Source organism: Paenibacillus sp. JJ1683 (genome assembly GCF_053006485.1).
Genome location: NZ_CM129820.1, coordinates 1,258,303 through 1,273,704 on the forward strand (window position 1 = coordinate 1,258,303; position 15,402 = coordinate 1,273,704).

A 15,402-nucleotide genomic window follows, 5' to 3' on the forward strand; every position below is an offset into this window, starting at 1 on the left:
GGAAGAACATGAATTGAGGAGAAGACGTCATGAAATCAAAACCAAACATATTAGAAATTCTACGTGATTTGAATTTTAGTGAATATGAAGCCAAGGCTTATGTGACCTTATTGGAAAGCTCTCCACTTTCGGGATATGCCGTTTCATTGAACTCTGGAGTACCGAGATCCAAGATTTACGAGGTTTTGTCGGGAATGGTCAACCGTGGGGACATCATGGTAAGTCAAGAAAATACACCTCTATATGTGCCGCTTCCTCCACATGAATTGATTGCCCAGAGAAAGCGCAAAGCAGAGCAGATTTTCAACGTTGCGCAAGAGAGTTTGGAGCAGTACACAGCATCGTTTCAAAACAGAGAGAACATTTGGAATATTTCGGGGTATGAAGCCATTATCAATCGCATCAATGAAGGCGTGAAGGGAGCAAAACACCGAATTTTACTGGAAATTTGGAAAGAGGATGCCGAGGTGTTCCGGGATGCCTTAGAGCTAGCTGCTCAGCAAGGAATTGAGGTGATCCTTGTAGCATATGGTGATCTTAACTTTGATTTTGCTACTGTTTACCGCCATGATATGAGTGAGGAGATTACGTCCGAAATCGGTGGTCGATGGATTGTGCTTAGCGTGGATGACCGGGAGGTTGTAGCTGGCATACTTTCACTTGGTGATGACAGCCGTGCTGCATGGACGCTACACCCGGGTCTTGTAATGCCGATTACGGAAGTGATTATTCATGATATTTATATCATGGAAATCCTATATGAGTTCCGTGAAGAATTGGAGGCCAAATTCGGCCCTAATCTAATCCATCTTCGTAATAAATTCGCTATGGGTCCGAATGGAAAAGGATATTATGTTCCTTTGACTGAAAAAAGTATTAAACGTGTATAGAGTTTGTCCGAGGTCCGATACGCAAAAATAAACAGGCCCATGGAGTATGATTCCATGAGCCTAATTTATTGAGTGCTGTCTTCTGTTATTTTACGGTTACAATCACACGCTGATAATGTTTCAAAGAATGTTTACCATTGTCCTGTACTTCTGCAATGATATGAATCGTATCCCCAGACTTCGCATCTGCCGGAACTGTAAAACTTGCAGTATTTGTGTCGCTACCTTGCAGGTCAATCGTGTTTACTTTCTCGCCTTCAGCTAATTCTCGGTGAAGCCCAAGCTGCATATCACCCAGCATTTCAGGTTTAACTTGCGCGGGTTTGACCTTAGAATCTTCATAGGTGTCAGCTTCGAAATATCTCCACCATTTATAGGTCAATGCATCACCGTCAGGATCTGTTCCTTCTGCATGTAGAGTTATGTTCTCCCCTGGACTAGCCGTTAGATCTAATCCTTCTTTAATGGTCAATGTTGGATTATGGTTGGCATCTTTATAGTCGGAAGCAATAGCCCAATCTGCACGGGCAGCAAAGTCATTTTGAATATCATCAAACCAACGCATCAGAGAGTACTCTGCTTCGAATTTTTTCGTATGCACATCATAATCTAACACCGTATTTCTAAATAATTTATCGTTAACGACACCAAAACGACCTCCCCAGCCACCATAGGTTGGGTTTTCCATGCTCCGTAATCCGTTATCAATTAAATAGAAGAAGGATGGAGAATCTCCTTCGGAAATAAAGTCATACTTGTCGTATTGTGGATTTTTCTTCAAGTAGGCTTCACTGCCTCTTTGTTCTTCATCCAATTCACCTTTGGTGATATTGCCGTCGCCCATCAAGGCATACATATTCAGCAGCTTGCCATGACCGTCTTTAATGTTTTTGAAGTTCCATTCCCCGTGTAACTTGCTGTTTACTTCTTTCGTGTGCATTTTCCAAGCATAAGCGAAATGCCAGAAGTTAGATTGGTCATTGATAATTCTGATGTCAGGCCAATTTTTGGCGATGTAATTATTGTAGCTATCGTCCTGATCCAAAATGATGTACAGAACGAGTTTATCACTTACTTTTTTCCGAATCGTTTCCCATTGATCTGTATTTTTATATTCGTCTTCAATGGATTTTAGAGCTCTGGCTGTGGTATTGGTTCCTCCCCAGGTTTGTACATACAGATCTCTTTTGTCATTGTCTAGGAAAAGTGTTTTCAGGAAATTCGAGCCTTCCGTTTCCTTGTCCATTTCACCTTTGTTTGAAATATTTCCGATCTTGGTAACGCTTTTAATATATTCTGGTTTTGGATACCCTTCAGCATGTTTGATTAGGTTGGGGTAAATCTCTCCGTAGGCATCAATCATATCTGTTACCCATTGGGTTCCGGTCCATCTGAATGGCTTGATGCCGGCCTTTTCATCACCTGCATAATGATATACGGAGCTAGTCAGTACAATCCCGGACAAATCCATTTCGTTAGAGTAGAGAAGAAAGCGTATGACTGAGTTCATATCATCTACTTCTCCGTCAGTAGTAATAACCGTTCTAGCCTTGGTCGCTTTATTTTCCACTTTATTTCCCGCTGGTTGTTCTGTTGGAGCAGCGCTTTCATCCTTTACGACGGCTGGCGACTTACCACTGCAACCACTGATGATTAAAATACATATCATAGCTAACACAAAAATGCTTAACCCTTTTCTTTTTCTCATTTCTGTTCCCCTCTCTGAACGTTTCTATGATGATTTTTTAGGATTATAACCATGTAGGTATTGTTATTATTCAAGATTTAGGCATAAAAAAAACCTAAACATATATATGTCTCAACAAAAGTCGAGCATATATACATTTAGGTTTTGCCTGCATGATCAGTCACAATCCTGATTAGATTCTACATCATAATCTGACAAAATGAAAGCGGTTTATGATTCTTAGCACAAAATTAGTTTTACGCTTTGAATAAACCGGATTCTTTAACTTCAGACAGGAAGTTGTGGAATTCAGGGATGTTCAGCTGTTGCTGAGCATCGGACAAAGCGACTGCCGGGTTCGGGTGAACTTCTACCATGATGCCGTCGGCACCAGCAGCCAGGGCAGCCTTGGCACAAGGGGCCAGGATGTCTTTACGTCCTGTAGAGTGAGTTACGTCCACCAATACAGGCAGATGGCTTTCCTTTTTCAAAATCGGAACAGCGGAAATATCCAGCGTGTTACGTGTCCATTTTTCATACGTACGAATACCGCGTTCAATCAGCATGACTTGTGTATTACCACGGGATACGATGTACTCAGCAGCATGAAGGAACTCTTCCATGGTGGCAGCCAATCCGCGTTTGAGCAGAACCGGAGTTCTCGTTTCACCCGCAGCTTTCAGCAATTCAAAGTTGTGCATGTTGCGCGCGCCAATTTGAATGATATCGATGTAAGGGATCGCTTCCTCCAAATGTCTTGGATCGACGATCTCACTGATTGTAGCTAGCCCGAACTCGTCGCCAACGCGTTTGAGAATTTGCAGGCCTTCAATACCCAGTCCTTGGAAATCATACGGAGATGTACGTGGTTTGAACGCACCACCACGCAGAATCGGCACACCGGCTTCCTTGAGAGCTGCTCCTACCTCGCGCGTTTGTTGATAGCTTTCCACCGAGCAAGGTCCTGCAACCATGATGGAGGCTTTGCCACCTACCAGTGTGTCTTTAACCTTGATAACCGTGCTATCCGGCTGATTTTTGCGGCTGACAATCAAATGTTTTTTGTGTTCTTCTTTTTGATAGTTCAGAGAAGCCTTGAAAATATTTTTGAACAACTGGCGAATTGTAGCATCGTCGAAAGGTCCACGATTAGCTGCAATCAGCTTGTCCAGCATTTGTTGCTCGCGCACTGGATCAAAGTCAGGCACTCCTTGAGCTTCTTTCAATTTTCCAAGCTGTCCCGCCAGTTCAGCGCGTTGGGACAGCAGCTCCAGCAATTGCAAGTTTGTAGCATCGAGCTGTTCCCGCAACAGCTCCAAAGAATTTTCATTGGTCGACATACAGTACACCCTTCCCGAATTTAAATTGTTTTTTCTTTCAGCCCTTGGACTTTTTGCAGAAAATAACACAAAAAGGCACTCGTCGCAAGGGACGAATGCCGTGGTACCACCCTAATTACAGAAGTATACATGCAAGTCGTCAACGTCATTCAATCGACGGCAGTAACCTCTGAGCTTGATGCCCGTAACGGGGGCTTCCGGAAACCTCTACTGCGGCCAAAGGAATGAATCCTTCTGTCGTCGGTTCAAGGCTCGACTCGGGAGTGAATTTCAACGCGGGATAGCGGTACGCTCTCAGCAATACGTACCTTTCTGTGGGAATCCGATGACGCTTACTTGTCTCCGTCTATGTCTTTGTTCATGGTATTCAAAAGATTTGACCTTATTTTAAACAAAGTGGATGCAGAAGGCAAGCCCTGATTTCCGATTCTAGTTTTTGCATTCCCTATCTGTTCTTTCATCTTGCTTGATCTCTGGGTTCGGGCTTCGCTGATGCGACTCCTCGTGGGTTATCTTCGGCTAAGGTATCATCCGTATGAGTCTTGTCCGCAGTCCTGCGGTCATCCTCTTCTACAGGATTCAAGGCTTTATAGCGTTTGTACTCCATATCAGCCTGAGACATCGGATCTTTATACATAGGAGATTGGTCAACTCCTTTCGGTGTATATACTTCATTACCCGCATAGCAGGATGAGAAATCGCTTTCTTATATCCTGTCATATGCAGTAATTAATCCAGAATATCGTCACTGTCCAGTTGCTCTTCTTCATCCCCGTCTGTACCGTTCAGCAAATCTGTACCATGCAGGAATTCAGCAGGCGCAGAGGGATCAACAGGACTATTCGGTGTTAGTTCATCGGCATCAGGCACGTCCTCCAGAGGAGTATCCGGCCCCTCAATCAGATTCTCCCAGTTTGTTTCTGCATTTTGCAGGGAAGGCTCAAAATCATGATCCTGTAGCTCAGTCTTTTGATTGTCGCGATTTGCCATCTAACTCAGCTCCTTTACTTTTTGTTGCTTATTTCGACCTTACCCAAACCGCAGAATGGCTAAACTTAGAGTTAGTGTGTCTGTAAGAAGTTAAAATCATGCGAATAGAGATATGCTCTTTCCCAATTAGCGTTTTTTTGGTAACTGCTGTGATATGATAAAGAGGAGTTGGAGGGATATGAATTGGAATGGTACATGTTTGGTCCGATGATTAGCCGAATCCGAGTCGGTCAAAAGGCGTCTACTCCAGGTTATTCGCGTACCGTTATTCGGCGTCCGGATGGTTTATATTGGACAGACGGCGGACAGGCCGGAAAAATAGTAGAAATACGCGATTATTTATTCTCCGATATTTGGACGATCTATGAGGATGAAGAATGTGAACCTTGGATAGGGCTTAGAGAGCAGATGGAGCAACGCGAACAGGAAATGATCATTAATCAATATGAAGATTTTACAAATAATGATTAAAAAGAACATGATACCCTTATTATGAAGAAGGTATGAACATCATCGTATAGAATAATATAATTTCAGGAAGATAAAAATGTTAAAACATATACAAATTTGTAAATCCTACTACGTAACTTTGAGGTGCTTAATATGAGGCATGTGCCCAAAGCTGTCGCCGCTCTGCTAGCGGTCATTGTGATACTATTGTCGCTGGACCACATTGGCTATGCGGCCAAAATGACCCCGGAAAGGGAGTACAAGATCCCCTCCTGGGATATGAGATGGGGAGCAGAAGACGAGGATGGCTCTTTAGATGAGGTAAATGATCACAGTAAGGTCTGGATGCATATTGAAGATGATACACAGCTACTCAAGCAGCCAGGCAATAGAGGCACCGCCTGGATTCGTATTAAGCTACCTTCGTTAAATGATGAAACACCAGCGGTGCTTTTTGAAAATATTTATGGCAGGCACATTACGCTGTATAAGGATGGTACCAATTTTTATGAATCGTACCGTGGCTATAATTATGAGAATAATCGTATTCTGATTCCGCTGAAGCCAGAAGACAGTGGTAAAACATTATACATATGGACGGAAAGCAGCAAAAATAGACTGGGCATTATCGGAAATGTGATGACTGGTGATTATCGTGACTTGTTGGGAAACTTGGTCAGAATGGATGTCTTGGATATTGTACTAGGCAGTACATTTATCTTTATCGCCCTGGTGCTATTGATTTGCTCGTTCTTCCTGTTCCGTCCAAGTATGGCGATGTGGTTGTCCCTAAGTGCGATTGTATTGTCTATCGGTCTGATGATTGTAACGTATTCACCGTTTTTATATACGTTCTATCGCGGCTATGGCAAGCTGTATTTACAACTTTTTGATGTGGCGCTATTTATTCTGCTGCCTTCATTAGCCTTCTTTTTTGAGCAAAATATCAATTCTATTTTACTGATTCGGAAATTCAGAAAATTGTTAACCGCCTACTCTTTGTTCTGCTTCATCATCATGATTGTGAATTTAGGAGCACAGGAGCGACTCAACGATGTATATTATTTCTTTAGTGTAATCGTCCTCGGTATATTGCTCGTAGCTTTGATGGTACTTTTGGTATTTGCTTCGGTTCGCATGGCGCTTAAGGGAGACCACGAAGCGATCATTTTATCGACAGGCTTTGCATTTTTTGCAGTCATCACTATCGCAGAACTCAGCTGGTTCTTTATCCGGGACGGACACTACAATATGTTTTTATGGAAATGGGGCGTGTTCGGTTTTGTCCTGGCATTGATTGCGATCTTGGGCAGAAGGCTGGCGGAAAAGCACAAGCAGGTGGTTCGGTATTCCAGAGAACTGGAGATGTTCAATAATGAGCTTCAACGTTCAGAGAAAATGGAGATTATTAGCGATTTGGCTGCATCTGTAGCTCATGAAGTGCGCAATCCGCTTCAGGTTACACGTGGATTTCTTCAGTTGATGAGCAAGCAGGAGGATGGTAAAAACAAAGACTATCTGCATATCGCTCTGGAGGAGCTGGATCGAGCGTCCGCGATTATTACCGATTTTCTGACTTTTGCCAAGCCGGAGTTTGACCATACCAAAACGTTGACCATATTGGATGAGTTCAAGCATATTGAAGGAATTATCAGTCCAATGGCAAATTTGCAAGGTGGCAAAATTTCGCTGGATATTCCCCAGGAAATTAAAGTGCGCGGGAATTCCTCCAAATTCAAGCAGGCATTTATCAATATTATCAAAAATAGTATTGAAGCGCTGCGAGAACAGGGACATATTCATATATGGGCTTATGTGGACAATGGAGAAGCAGTCATTCATATTCGGGATAATGGTGAAGGGATGGATGCTCAGACCTTATCCAGACTAGGTGAGCCTTATTTTTCGAATAAGACTAAAGGCACGGGTTTGGGGATGATGGTGACATTTCGGATTATTGAAACGATGAATGGTAAAATATCTTTTACAAGTGCAAAAGGGGTGGGAACAGAAGCGACCATCCGCTTCCCCGTAGCCGGATAACATCCGGCTTTTTTGCTTTCGGAGAAAACGGAGGGAAGCTTGCTGAGCCCACCCGCCTGAGATTAAGAAGTATAGATTAAATAAGCTACAAGTGCCAATCTACCACATCGAGCGAGGCTTCTGGGATGTAGCAAGCACACCTGAAGGGTTTGGAGGGATTACTAGATAGAACTGGTCAGACGTTTCCTCTACCGTTTTGATTTGGATATGATCGGGGATCACGACTCCTAACACATCACGAATTGCAGATTTGGGATCTGCCATCAGTTTTTCTCTGAAACTGGCATCCTCCCAAGCTTTTTGAATGACTTGTGTTTGAAGAACTTCAGTAGCCATCAAAAATCACCCTCTCATTCGATTGGTTATATTTACCTAGTCAGTATACCACGTAAGACTCAGAAAAATCTAGCATTACTTCATATTTTTGGAGAGCCAATAATCAAGCCCGCCTCTTCGCAAATGTGAGCGTCCGCCTTCAATTTCTGCTGCCTCTTCGCTGAGTTCTGCTGCAATGGAATGTGCGAACCTATGCAGGCCGTGGATAGTAGGCTCCATCGTCTCTAGCTCCTGAACGGCTTGATTCGCAATGTTCACATAGCTAGCGAGTGCGCCTCGCACATAAATCGCTTCCTGAATTTCTTGTGGTCCTAGTCCTTCACAGTACGGCTTCTTCCGTTCGGCGCTAATATGGGACAATAGGCAGTTATAGCTATGCTCCATCAAATCCTCTGCCCAATCTGCCCAATCATCCGACATTTGGAGCACGAGCAGGGTCAAATCCGTCATCGCTGTAACGATCTCGATCAGGTCAGCATGGTCTGCGAGCAGTAGAGCACCCGTTCCGGCCATTTTTAATGGACTGGCTTTCAGTGCGACCTTATTTCTGTCACCTTGAAAATAGTCTGCTGCTCCTTCGGATACCACACTAACGGCCCATTCGTCCACATACGTCCGGGCATATGTCCAAAAAGGGGAGGTTGCCGGAAAAAGCTCCTGATAAATGTTTTGGCACTCGGTATAGAAAAGCTGGCTTAAGGCAAGTTGCGTTTTACGGTTGTCTGCTGCTGTGTCCATCACGTCGTCTTGGATTAAATAATGAGCCATGACGAACACGTTGCCGAGTGACAGCTTACGACATGTTTCGGGAGGCAGTCCGGTGAGTTCCTGCAGCCAAAATGGAAGCAAATAGCATATGTAATTACGAGTACTGTCTTCACGCAACGGATTAAACCGTGCCAGGTAGTCTAACCCCTCTTGCTGAAAAGGAGCCGGAAATGTGGCCGTCCGTTCCTCCGCTTGACGAAATACCTTTTCCAATTCTTCTTTGTATGCAAAATACCACTCCATGGCCATCACCCGCATCTCTTATAAATGTTTTTGTAGCGACTTCTAGTTGTTACCCGCCATTGTACAACAGATTGCAATTTTCAAGAATTTGTTATTTTTAAATAAGAAATGTTGTGAAAAACATATAAAATGAATAAAAAAAGCTGAAAGAGAAAATATAGATGAAAAAGGATGAAAGGAGGGGCCACAACATGAAAAAACAATGGAAATTGACCGCTGCTATCCTATATGGAGGAGTGATGATGTATGGTACTGCGAGTGCAGGAGCATCTGGTATTGAATCGGGTAATCCGTTGCAAGCTCTCACTCCCAACGATTCTGTCCAAGGAGAAGCCCACCAGTGGAATATTGATCCACAGGATGACCACGGGCATGGACATGTGCATAGACATAGACACGGCAAAGGGCCGGGCGGCTTGAATCACCATCTCAACGAGAAAGTAGCTAGGCTGCTGGGTATCACCCCTGTCCAGTTAGAGAAAGAGCTGGGGCAAGGGAAATCGTTAGCCGAGGTAGCTAAAAGCAAAGGCATTCGCGAGGATCAACTTATTGATAAATTGAAGAATGAAATGACTGTGGATTTGAAGCGGCTTGTAAATCGTAAAGGTCCGATTACCTTCGATCGTAAGTCCGGGACTTCGAATGAGGCTCAATTGAAGCGTTAGTCTGAAGTAGAATCGTTTTACGACAAAAAAGGATGGGGAGAACCCATCCTATCCTTATATTTCAACTTCCTTCATAAAGTGACTGTTGTGAGGAGAATCAGCTATCTTTAAAAAGCTTAAAAAAATCAATGGTTTCATTAAAATCTTCATCATCCGTATAAATGTTCATGATCTTGCCTATTTCGATTGCAAAATCTACATACTTATTGGGTTTAGCAGATATGATATTCTTGTGGATCTCCAGACCCGATGGATGACTCACATGATTTTTAGGGGAAACACCTGCTAGCTCTAATAGTTCAGTGGCAGAACAAATGGTTGCAATCACTTTATGATCATTATTCAGGGTATGAATGAGAGCTAGAAGTTGTTTGTTTGTCTTTAATTGAGTGTTATCTCCACCAGGTATAATGAGGAGTTGAATGTCCTCCGCAGCCACTTCATCAAGGGCTACCGCAGGCGTAACTTTAAAATCCTCATAGGAAATAACAGGTTCTTTGGTTACTCCAATCGTAACAATATCCCCTTTGGTTTTCATAAAATAGGTTGCCAGCATAATTTCAAAACTAACATAACCATCATAAATTAGAACATGTGACTTCATTTATACACCCACTAACAATTTTTTAGTTTAAGTCCGTTAAAAGCGTCTTTAGGAAGATTACATATAGTCAGAATATATCATCTTGAAGAGTTTAAATCCATATTTTACAGCAATATCAATAAGTTTTGGTAATCTAACTTGTTGAATTTTGGTCAGTATGGATTCAAATTAAAAAAATAACCAGTCACCTTGAAATTAACAGCGACTGGTTATTGAGTTTTGCTCGGATGCGAGTGAAGTGAAACCTACAATAGCTTTTAAGCTGGGAAATACGGCTATGTGACACGCCAATCCATTCAGCATATTCGCCTTGCTTGGCTGTGGGATGCTCACGAATGAGGCTTCTTAGATGTTCAACCAAAGTTGTGATGACGATCAAATGACGCTGTTTCCTTTCAAATCGTGTATGCATTTTTTACATAAAAATGAATCTCTGAAATAGCTTAAATCCTGAACCGAATAGCATAAATGGCAGCAAACGCCGATATATTTCCGCATACTTAACAATCCTGTTTCAACATCCAAGTAAAATTCCAAAGACTCGCCAGCTTGAATTCCCATAGAGTTTCGCAATTCCTTAGGAATAACAATCCGGCCTAACGTGTCCAAGGGACGTGTCATACCTGTATTTTTCAAGTGACCTTCTCCTTATCATAATAATCTATCAACCAATAATCTCCTAATAAAAAAATAAAAATCTATAAAGTAAAAGTATTTATCGATGTTCCAAAAGATGGTATTATCATGAATGAAAAACGATAAGTATACTATTAGTTTCAAAACTATATGAATTATTGAAATGGGAATCTATGAAGATGCTGAAAGGGTGGTTTATCCATGGAAATCACACCTACGATACAGGCAGAAGTTCAAACCTATCTAAAACGCAAAAGCTTAACCATGACCGAGTTTGGTCACACGATCGATTTGAATGTAGGTACAGTTAGTGGTATTGTGACGGGCAATCGATCTATGTCGGTTCACCAACTGGATAGTATTACTGCGGGAATGAATTTACCACCGGATTATTTTTACGAACGCTATATTGAAGAATGCATTGAAGAATGTCCGCTCAACTGGAAAAAAATCAGCCCGTTCCTGTACCGATGCATTGAGCTAGGGCGATTGGACTGCTTGCAGCGAGTTGTCATTCTATTATTGGATAACCCTAATTATCTGCCATCGCTCTTTGAAGTCGCCGAAAATGTGTACAAAGACGGTTACAGCGAAGCAGCCGCATACCTGTACAAAAAGGTAGCTGAGAGCGAGAAGCAACAGCATTCAGAACGATTGGCAATCTGCCAATATCGCTTGTTCCAAATCAAAGTCGGACAGGATCGGACTGTAAACCTTCAGGCTGCCATTGAATTTGCACCTTTTGTGGATCGCTTAGACGAGATAGAACAATTGGATGCTTTAAAAGATTTGGCGAATGTCTATAGATCATTAAGCATGTGGGACAAGGTATATGAATTCGCACATCAAATGGGTCAGTTAGGACAACTCCAATATCATTTGGTTCACAATTCCAAGCGAAAAGGAACAGAGCCACGAAAAAAGCTAAGCAGACCATTGTTTGTATACATAGTTTATGCCGAATTGTTGTGTGCTAACGCTTGTGATGCCAAAGGCAACCATGACCAAGCATTAGAGCATATTCGTGGTTATGCTGATTTAAATTGGGTAAAAGAGCAGGACTCTGATACGCTTTATTGGAAACGCAAGTATCAACAGTGGGCGAAAATTAATACTTATGTTAACAGGCTTATGTCTGGTGATATTAGTGTTCTGCCAGATTACGTAGAACATATAGCTGCCGAAAAAGAGATTTTAGCCGAGCTATTGAATGTCCTTGAAGTGGCTAATCGCTATAATGTAGATGTAGATCATATTCTCCGACGGTTTGAATCGCAAATTGCAGCGTATCAGGAGTCACCTTCTTCTGACATGTACACACAACAAGTGTTAACAGAAGAATACGTAAGGTTTTGGTACAAGATAGCCAAGTACAGCCTAAATAAAGGCAGATATACATATGGTTTCAAATGTTTATTAATCGCCTTTGAAAAAGCTGTTACAATTAACCATGTATTACTCATTGCCAATTGTTTTGGATTATTTCTTCATTTCAAAACAAATGCGGCACCTAAAACACAAGCTCAGTTCCATTCTATTTATGAGGAGGTGTGGGAGAAAAATGATCAAAAAGATGGCTTTTTGCTTGGCGGTAACTAGTTTCTTACTGGTATTCACAGTACCAGCTCAAACTGCAAATTTAAGCCATGGCACGATCCAAGTTCAAGGACACATTGGTGGATCTTGACGAGTACTAATTCATTTTATTGGCCAGCTTATTGCTGGTCTCTTTTTGTATTATTTTGTAATTTTTTGCTTCAAAATTGATCCTGGCCTATTTGTACATCCCTTCTTAAAATGAAATTCATGAGGAGGTATGTAGGATGAACAAGGATGAAAAGGTAACGTTAATTCAACAAATGGAACACGCCAGACAACACATGCATGATCTTTACGCAGAGTATGGCCTAGGACATGCCTGTGTACTGGAGCAGTCTATGCTTTTGGATGAACTGATTAATCAGTTCAACCGTATGTTTCAGACCAGGAAGCAGCCTCACCAAGTTTTGGACCAGATCCTTAACAACGACGATGGTATGCTGAGTTCATCCCCCCATTCCTATTATGCAAAACTGTGATTTCTCCCACGTAATGCTTATAATTATTCAATATAATGACTTATTTTAAAATAAAATACATATCCATGTCATAAAATGTTAATCAGTTTGGAACATGACTCATCACACTTAGACAGCAAAAAAGCAGGGCTCAATACGTGAGCCCTGCGAAAGTCCTTGATGTTGCTTGAAATCCCTATGCTGATACGCTGAGGCAAAATGACTAGCTAAGCTCCTGTGTGCTTTTGGAAGAACGTTTGGAGGAGAGAAACTGAAAATTAGGCCGCCAGTTCAATCGCTGTCTGCCTTTGGAGCCAACAATCCAGTTGCCGCCAGGCAGATGGGCAAAGAGCCAGCTGATACCGAGAGAAGCACTTGCCACGACGACAAACGTAATGAGCGTAGCTGTAAAATGATGATCCCCTAGGGCAAGCGGACGGGTGTAAAAGGATATGAAGGACAGCACGAGCGCATGGGCCAGATATCCTCCGAAGGAATAGCGTCCGATCCAGTTTAGCATACGACGAAACGGCTCGGAACGCTGGTCTTTTTGCAGATGAAGTAGCAGCCCATACAACAAAAGCAACTGCGAGACAATCAGTACGAAGGTGCTTGGCTTCAGATAGGTAGAAATATTGAGATTGATCGTATCGCCCGACTGGATCAGCATCGTATGACCCATGAGCATGAACAGACCAATAAAAACAAATACATTCCATGGCAACGTCTGCTGGGCCAATCCCCGCCAGGTGTCCGTCATATAGGCGCACACTGCGCCCAGCATAAAATAGAAAAAATACATAACAAAGTTATAAGTGCGGTAATCTAACAAAGTCTGCCCAAAGGACGGCAACCAAGCGCTCCATGCAGACATGTCATAGTAGGACCATTGTAACAGCAACGCATAAGCCGCAGCAGCAATCAGCATAACAGCCAAAACAAGCTGCTTGCGCTTTTTGGTGCTATAACGACGTAGAAACGTTCGAATCTGCTCGGTTGCTTTTGCAAATAAAGGAAACCAAATATAAAACTGAAAGATCATGACCACAAACCATAGATGATATCCGCTGACGGGAATAATCATTTCCTCGAACATACCTTTGTAAAAGGATATATTTCCCCACTGTGCGGTTGACCAGTTCTGAGTACACACCCAATAGACAACCGTCCAGCAGAGAAAAGGAACATAAATATCTCGAAACCGTCTGCCAATATAACGGGAATAGCCAATCGGTTTGTTACCATTATAAAATAGCAACGCCGCAGACAGGAAAACGAACGTCGGTGTGCCAAAACGTGTCAAATGGTACAGCATCGCGAGCATAACGGAATCCGGTTGTTGGATGTCGCTGCGATAAATATATTCGCCAATGCAATGCTGAAGCACGACAGCGAGGTAGGCAAGACCCCGTAGTTCTGTCCACTCCGCGATACGCGGCTTGCTCATCCATATCACTCCTTTTCCTCAAGATTCGCACATGTTTTTCCTAGCACAATTGTAGGTATTGTACCGTAGGAACATTAGTGCAGGATTAACGCTACCTGAAAGTATGGAGAGTGAAGTGGTTCCAATTTAATATGATTGCGTTTACAATCTAAATAAAAACAAAGCAAATTTAAATTTAAGGATACGCATAGGAAGAGGAGAGGAAGGATGAAGAAAACGCTGCTGGTGTACATGCTGTTGATTGCGGCCTTTGCTCTCTATGTGTTCAGATATGAACAATCCGAGCGGTTGAATGGAGCTTGGGAGGAAAAAGGGCTGCGAGGCAGCATCGGAGAAACGTATATGATGATTACGTTCCAGTCCGGTTTGGAATATTGGAAAAGCGGGCTCAAAGGCTTCGAGGATGCTGGGGATGCCTTGGGGGTAACGGTGGAGTACCGGGGGGCGACCCGGTATGATGCACAGGAGCAGATGACCATCATTGAGCAGGCGATTGCCCGTAAACCCGCAGGAATTGCCATATCAGCGATTGATCCACACTCCCTGATCCCGGTCATTAACAAGGCGCTGGATGCGGACATTCCTGTCGTGCTGTTTGACGCTGGAGCGCCGGGGAGCCGGGCGTATACATTTTTGGGTACGGATAATTATAAGGCGGGCGTGACCGCTGCGGAAAAAATGGCTGAGCTGTTGGGACGTGAAGGCCAAGTCGCTGTTCTGACACTGCCGGGGCAGCAAAATCATGAGGAACGCTCGCGCGGCTTTCGCGATACCATTCAGCGGCAGTATCCTGCCATGAAGGTGGTGGAAGTGGTAGATGGTCGTGCTGACGTGATGGTGTCCAGGGATGAATCGCTAAGGTTGATGAAGGCTTATCCGAAACTGGCGGGTATTTTTGTGACCGAAGCCACCGGAGGAACAGGTGTGGGTGAGGCGGCACTGAGCCAAAAAGGCAGTCATCCGCTAAAAATTATTTCTTTTGATACGAATAAAGCGACACTGGATATGATTCGTGATGGGACCATCTCGGCAACGATTGCCCAAGGGACATGGAATATGGGCTATTGGTCACTTCAATATCTGTTCCATCTGCATCATCATTTGACGATTCCTGCACCTTCTTCGTCTGGAGATAACACCCCGCTGCCCGTGCGGGTGGATACTGGGATTTCCGTCGTCACCCGAGCGAATGTAGATGATTACTATGCAAAATAAATATTGGAAGCGCATCCACTTAGGGATGCAT

15 protein-coding genes, 1 pseudogene and 1 other annotated feature are annotated in these 15,402 nt (G+C 43.1%); of the genes and pseudogenes, 7 read left to right on the forward strand and 9 right to left on the reverse strand.

The window, feature by feature from the left end; translation table 11 throughout:
- The first annotated feature begins 29 nt into the window (after positions 1 to 29).
- Positions 30 to 890 carry a TrmB family transcriptional regulator gene (locus tag ACUC6J_RS05415; protein ID WP_031463027.1) on the forward strand — a complete coding sequence of 287 codons (861 nt, stop codon included), beginning with the start codon at positions 30 to 32 and terminating at the stop codon, positions 888 to 890.
- 85 nt (positions 891 to 975) lie between these two features.
- Here the strand turns inward: ACUC6J_RS05415 and ACUC6J_RS05420 are convergent, their stop codons facing one another.
- The 4 genes from ACUC6J_RS05420 to ACUC6J_RS05435 all read right to left on the reverse strand — a co-directional run bounded on the left by ACUC6J_RS05420 (position 976) and on the right by ACUC6J_RS05435 (position 4,907).
- Positions 976 to 2,598 (reverse strand): nucleoside hydrolase-like domain-containing protein, encoded by a 1,623-nt coding sequence (locus tag ACUC6J_RS05420; protein ID WP_447249876.1) that lies wholly within the window; start codon positions 2,596 to 2,598, stop codon positions 976 to 978.
- Positions 2,599 to 2,834: 236 nt separating this feature from the next.
- A complete protein-coding gene (locus ACUC6J_RS05425; protein WP_013369718.1) occupies positions 2,835 to 3,917 on the reverse strand; it encodes a bifunctional 3-deoxy-7-phosphoheptulonate synthase/chorismate mutase in 1,083 nt (360 codons plus the stop codon).
- 84 nt (positions 3,918 to 4,001) lie between these two features.
- Positions 4,002 to 4,275, reverse strand: a binding site (T-box leader).
- A 99-nt stretch (positions 4,276 to 4,374) separates the two neighbouring features.
- On the reverse strand, positions 4,375 to 4,554 hold the full coding sequence (locus ACUC6J_RS05430) for a hypothetical protein (RefSeq protein ID WP_016821368.1): 180 nt from the start codon (positions 4,552 to 4,554) through the stop codon (positions 4,375 to 4,377).
- A 92-nt stretch (positions 4,555 to 4,646) separates the two neighbouring features.
- The gene (locus ACUC6J_RS05435) at positions 4,647 to 4,907 is read right to left on the reverse strand and encodes a hypothetical protein (RefSeq protein WP_013369720.1); all 261 of its coding nucleotides are present in this window, start codon (positions 4,905 to 4,907) and stop codon (positions 4,647 to 4,649) included.
- Positions 4,908 to 5,090: 183 nt separating this feature from the next.
- Here ACUC6J_RS05435 and ACUC6J_RS05440 point away from each other — a divergent pair, with 183 nt between their 5' ends.
- On the forward strand, positions 5,091 to 5,378 hold the full coding sequence (locus tag ACUC6J_RS05440; protein ID WP_013369721.1) for a hypothetical protein: 288 nt from the start codon (positions 5,091 to 5,093) through the stop codon (positions 5,376 to 5,378).
- 132 nt (positions 5,379 to 5,510) lie between these two features.
- Positions 5,511 to 7,400, forward strand: coding sequence for an ATP-binding protein (locus ACUC6J_RS05445; protein WP_017426374.1), 1,890 nt, complete (start codon positions 5,511 to 5,513; stop codon positions 7,398 to 7,400).
- Between the two features lie 99 nt (positions 7,401 to 7,499).
- Here the strand turns inward: ACUC6J_RS05445 and ACUC6J_RS05450 are convergent, their stop codons facing one another.
- Both ACUC6J_RS05450 and ACUC6J_RS05455 read right to left on the reverse strand, forming a co-directional pair.
- Positions 7,500 to 7,736, reverse strand: coding sequence for an NHLP leader peptide family RiPP precursor (locus tag ACUC6J_RS05450; RefSeq protein WP_016821365.1), 237 nt, complete (start codon positions 7,734 to 7,736; stop codon positions 7,500 to 7,502).
- A 75-nt stretch (positions 7,737 to 7,811) separates the two neighbouring features.
- A complete protein-coding gene (locus ACUC6J_RS05455) occupies positions 7,812 to 8,747 on the reverse strand; it encodes a hypothetical protein (RefSeq protein WP_025364196.1) in 936 nt (311 codons plus the stop codon).
- A gap of 191 nt (positions 8,748 to 8,938) precedes the next feature.
- On the opposite strand from ACUC6J_RS05455, the gene ACUC6J_RS05460 reads away from it, so the two are divergent.
- Complete coding sequence (locus tag ACUC6J_RS05460; protein ID WP_016821363.1) at positions 8,939 to 9,412, forward strand: hypothetical protein; 474 nt, start codon at positions 8,939 to 8,941, stop codon at positions 9,410 to 9,412.
- Positions 9,413 to 9,509: 97 nt separating this feature from the next.
- Here the strand turns inward: ACUC6J_RS05460 and ACUC6J_RS05465 are convergent, their stop codons facing one another.
- Entirely contained in the window at positions 9,510 to 10,016 is a 507-nt protein-coding gene (locus tag ACUC6J_RS05465; RefSeq protein ID WP_019686333.1) for a DJ-1/PfpI family protein, read from the reverse strand.
- A 184-nt stretch (positions 10,017 to 10,200) separates the two neighbouring features.
- Positions 10,201 to 10,652, reverse strand: a pseudogene (locus ACUC6J_RS05470) (AbrB/MazE/SpoVT family DNA-binding domain-containing protein).
- 201 nt (positions 10,653 to 10,853) lie between these two features.
- Here ACUC6J_RS05470 and ACUC6J_RS05475 point away from each other — a divergent pair.
- Positions 10,854 to 12,251 carry a helix-turn-helix domain-containing protein gene (locus ACUC6J_RS05475; RefSeq protein WP_277375739.1) on the forward strand — a complete coding sequence of 466 codons (1,398 nt, stop codon included), beginning with the start codon at positions 10,854 to 10,856 and terminating at the stop codon, positions 12,249 to 12,251.
- Between the two features lie 224 nt (positions 12,252 to 12,475).
- The gene (locus ACUC6J_RS05480; RefSeq protein ID WP_016821360.1) at positions 12,476 to 12,730 is read left to right on the forward strand and encodes an aspartyl-phosphate phosphatase Spo0E family protein; all 255 of its coding nucleotides are present in this window, start codon (positions 12,476 to 12,478) and stop codon (positions 12,728 to 12,730) included.
- Between the two features lie 202 nt (positions 12,731 to 12,932).
- Here the strand turns inward: ACUC6J_RS05480 and ACUC6J_RS05485 are convergent, their stop codons facing one another.
- The gene (locus tag ACUC6J_RS05485) at positions 12,933 to 14,156 is read right to left on the reverse strand and encodes an acyltransferase (protein WP_447249877.1); all 1,224 of its coding nucleotides are present in this window, start codon (positions 14,154 to 14,156) and stop codon (positions 12,933 to 12,935) included.
- A 207-nt stretch (positions 14,157 to 14,363) separates the two neighbouring features.
- Between ACUC6J_RS05485 and ACUC6J_RS05490 the strand changes: the two genes are divergently transcribed.
- On the forward strand, positions 14,364 to 15,371 hold the full coding sequence (locus ACUC6J_RS05490) for a substrate-binding domain-containing protein (RefSeq protein WP_017426379.1): 1,008 nt from the start codon (positions 14,364 to 14,366) through the stop codon (positions 15,369 to 15,371).
- The last annotated feature ends 31 nt before the right edge of the window (positions 15,372 to 15,402 follow it).

Coding starts and splice junctions, on each gene's coding strand:
- ACUC6J_RS05415 (WP_031463027.1), top strand. CDS start 30: ATGAAATCAAAACCAAACATATTAGAAATTCTACGTGATTTGAATTTT.
- ACUC6J_RS05420 (WP_447249876.1), bottom strand. CDS start 2,598: ATGAGAAAAAGAAAAGGGTTAAGCATTTTTGTGTTAGCTATGATATGT.
- ACUC6J_RS05425 (WP_013369718.1), bottom strand. CDS start 3,917: ATGTCGACCAATGAAAATTCTTTGGAGCTGTTGCGGGAACAGCTCGAT.
- ACUC6J_RS05430 (WP_016821368.1), bottom strand. CDS start 4,554: ATGTATAAAGATCCGATGTCTCAGGCTGATATGGAGTACAAACGCTAT.
- ACUC6J_RS05435 (WP_013369720.1), bottom strand. CDS start 4,907: ATGGCAAATCGCGACAATCAAAAGACTGAGCTACAGGATCATGATTTT.
- ACUC6J_RS05445 (WP_017426374.1), top strand. CDS start 5,511: ATGAGGCATGTGCCCAAAGCTGTCGCCGCTCTGCTAGCGGTCATTGTG.
- ACUC6J_RS05450 (WP_016821365.1), bottom strand. CDS start 7,736: ATGGCTACTGAAGTTCTTCAAACACAAGTCATTCAAAAAGCTTGGGAG.
- ACUC6J_RS05455 (WP_025364196.1), bottom strand. CDS start 8,747: ATGGAGTGGTATTTTGCATACAAAGAAGAATTGGAAAAGGTATTTCGT.
- ACUC6J_RS05460 (WP_016821363.1), top strand. CDS start 8,939: ATGAAAAAACAATGGAAATTGACCGCTGCTATCCTATATGGAGGAGTG.
- ACUC6J_RS05465 (WP_019686333.1), bottom strand. CDS start 10,016: ATGAAGTCACATGTTCTAATTTATGATGGTTATGTTAGTTTTGAAATT.
- ACUC6J_RS05475 (WP_277375739.1), top strand. CDS start 10,854: ATGGAAATCACACCTACGATACAGGCAGAAGTTCAAACCTATCTAAAA.
- ACUC6J_RS05480 (WP_016821360.1), top strand. CDS start 12,476: ATGAACAAGGATGAAAAGGTAACGTTAATTCAACAAATGGAACACGCC.
- ACUC6J_RS05485 (WP_447249877.1), bottom strand. CDS start 14,156: ATGAGCAAGCCGCGTATCGCGGAGTGGACAGAACTACGGGGTCTTGCC.
- ACUC6J_RS05490 (WP_017426379.1), top strand. CDS start 14,364: ATGAAGAAAACGCTGCTGGTGTACATGCTGTTGATTGCGGCCTTTGCT.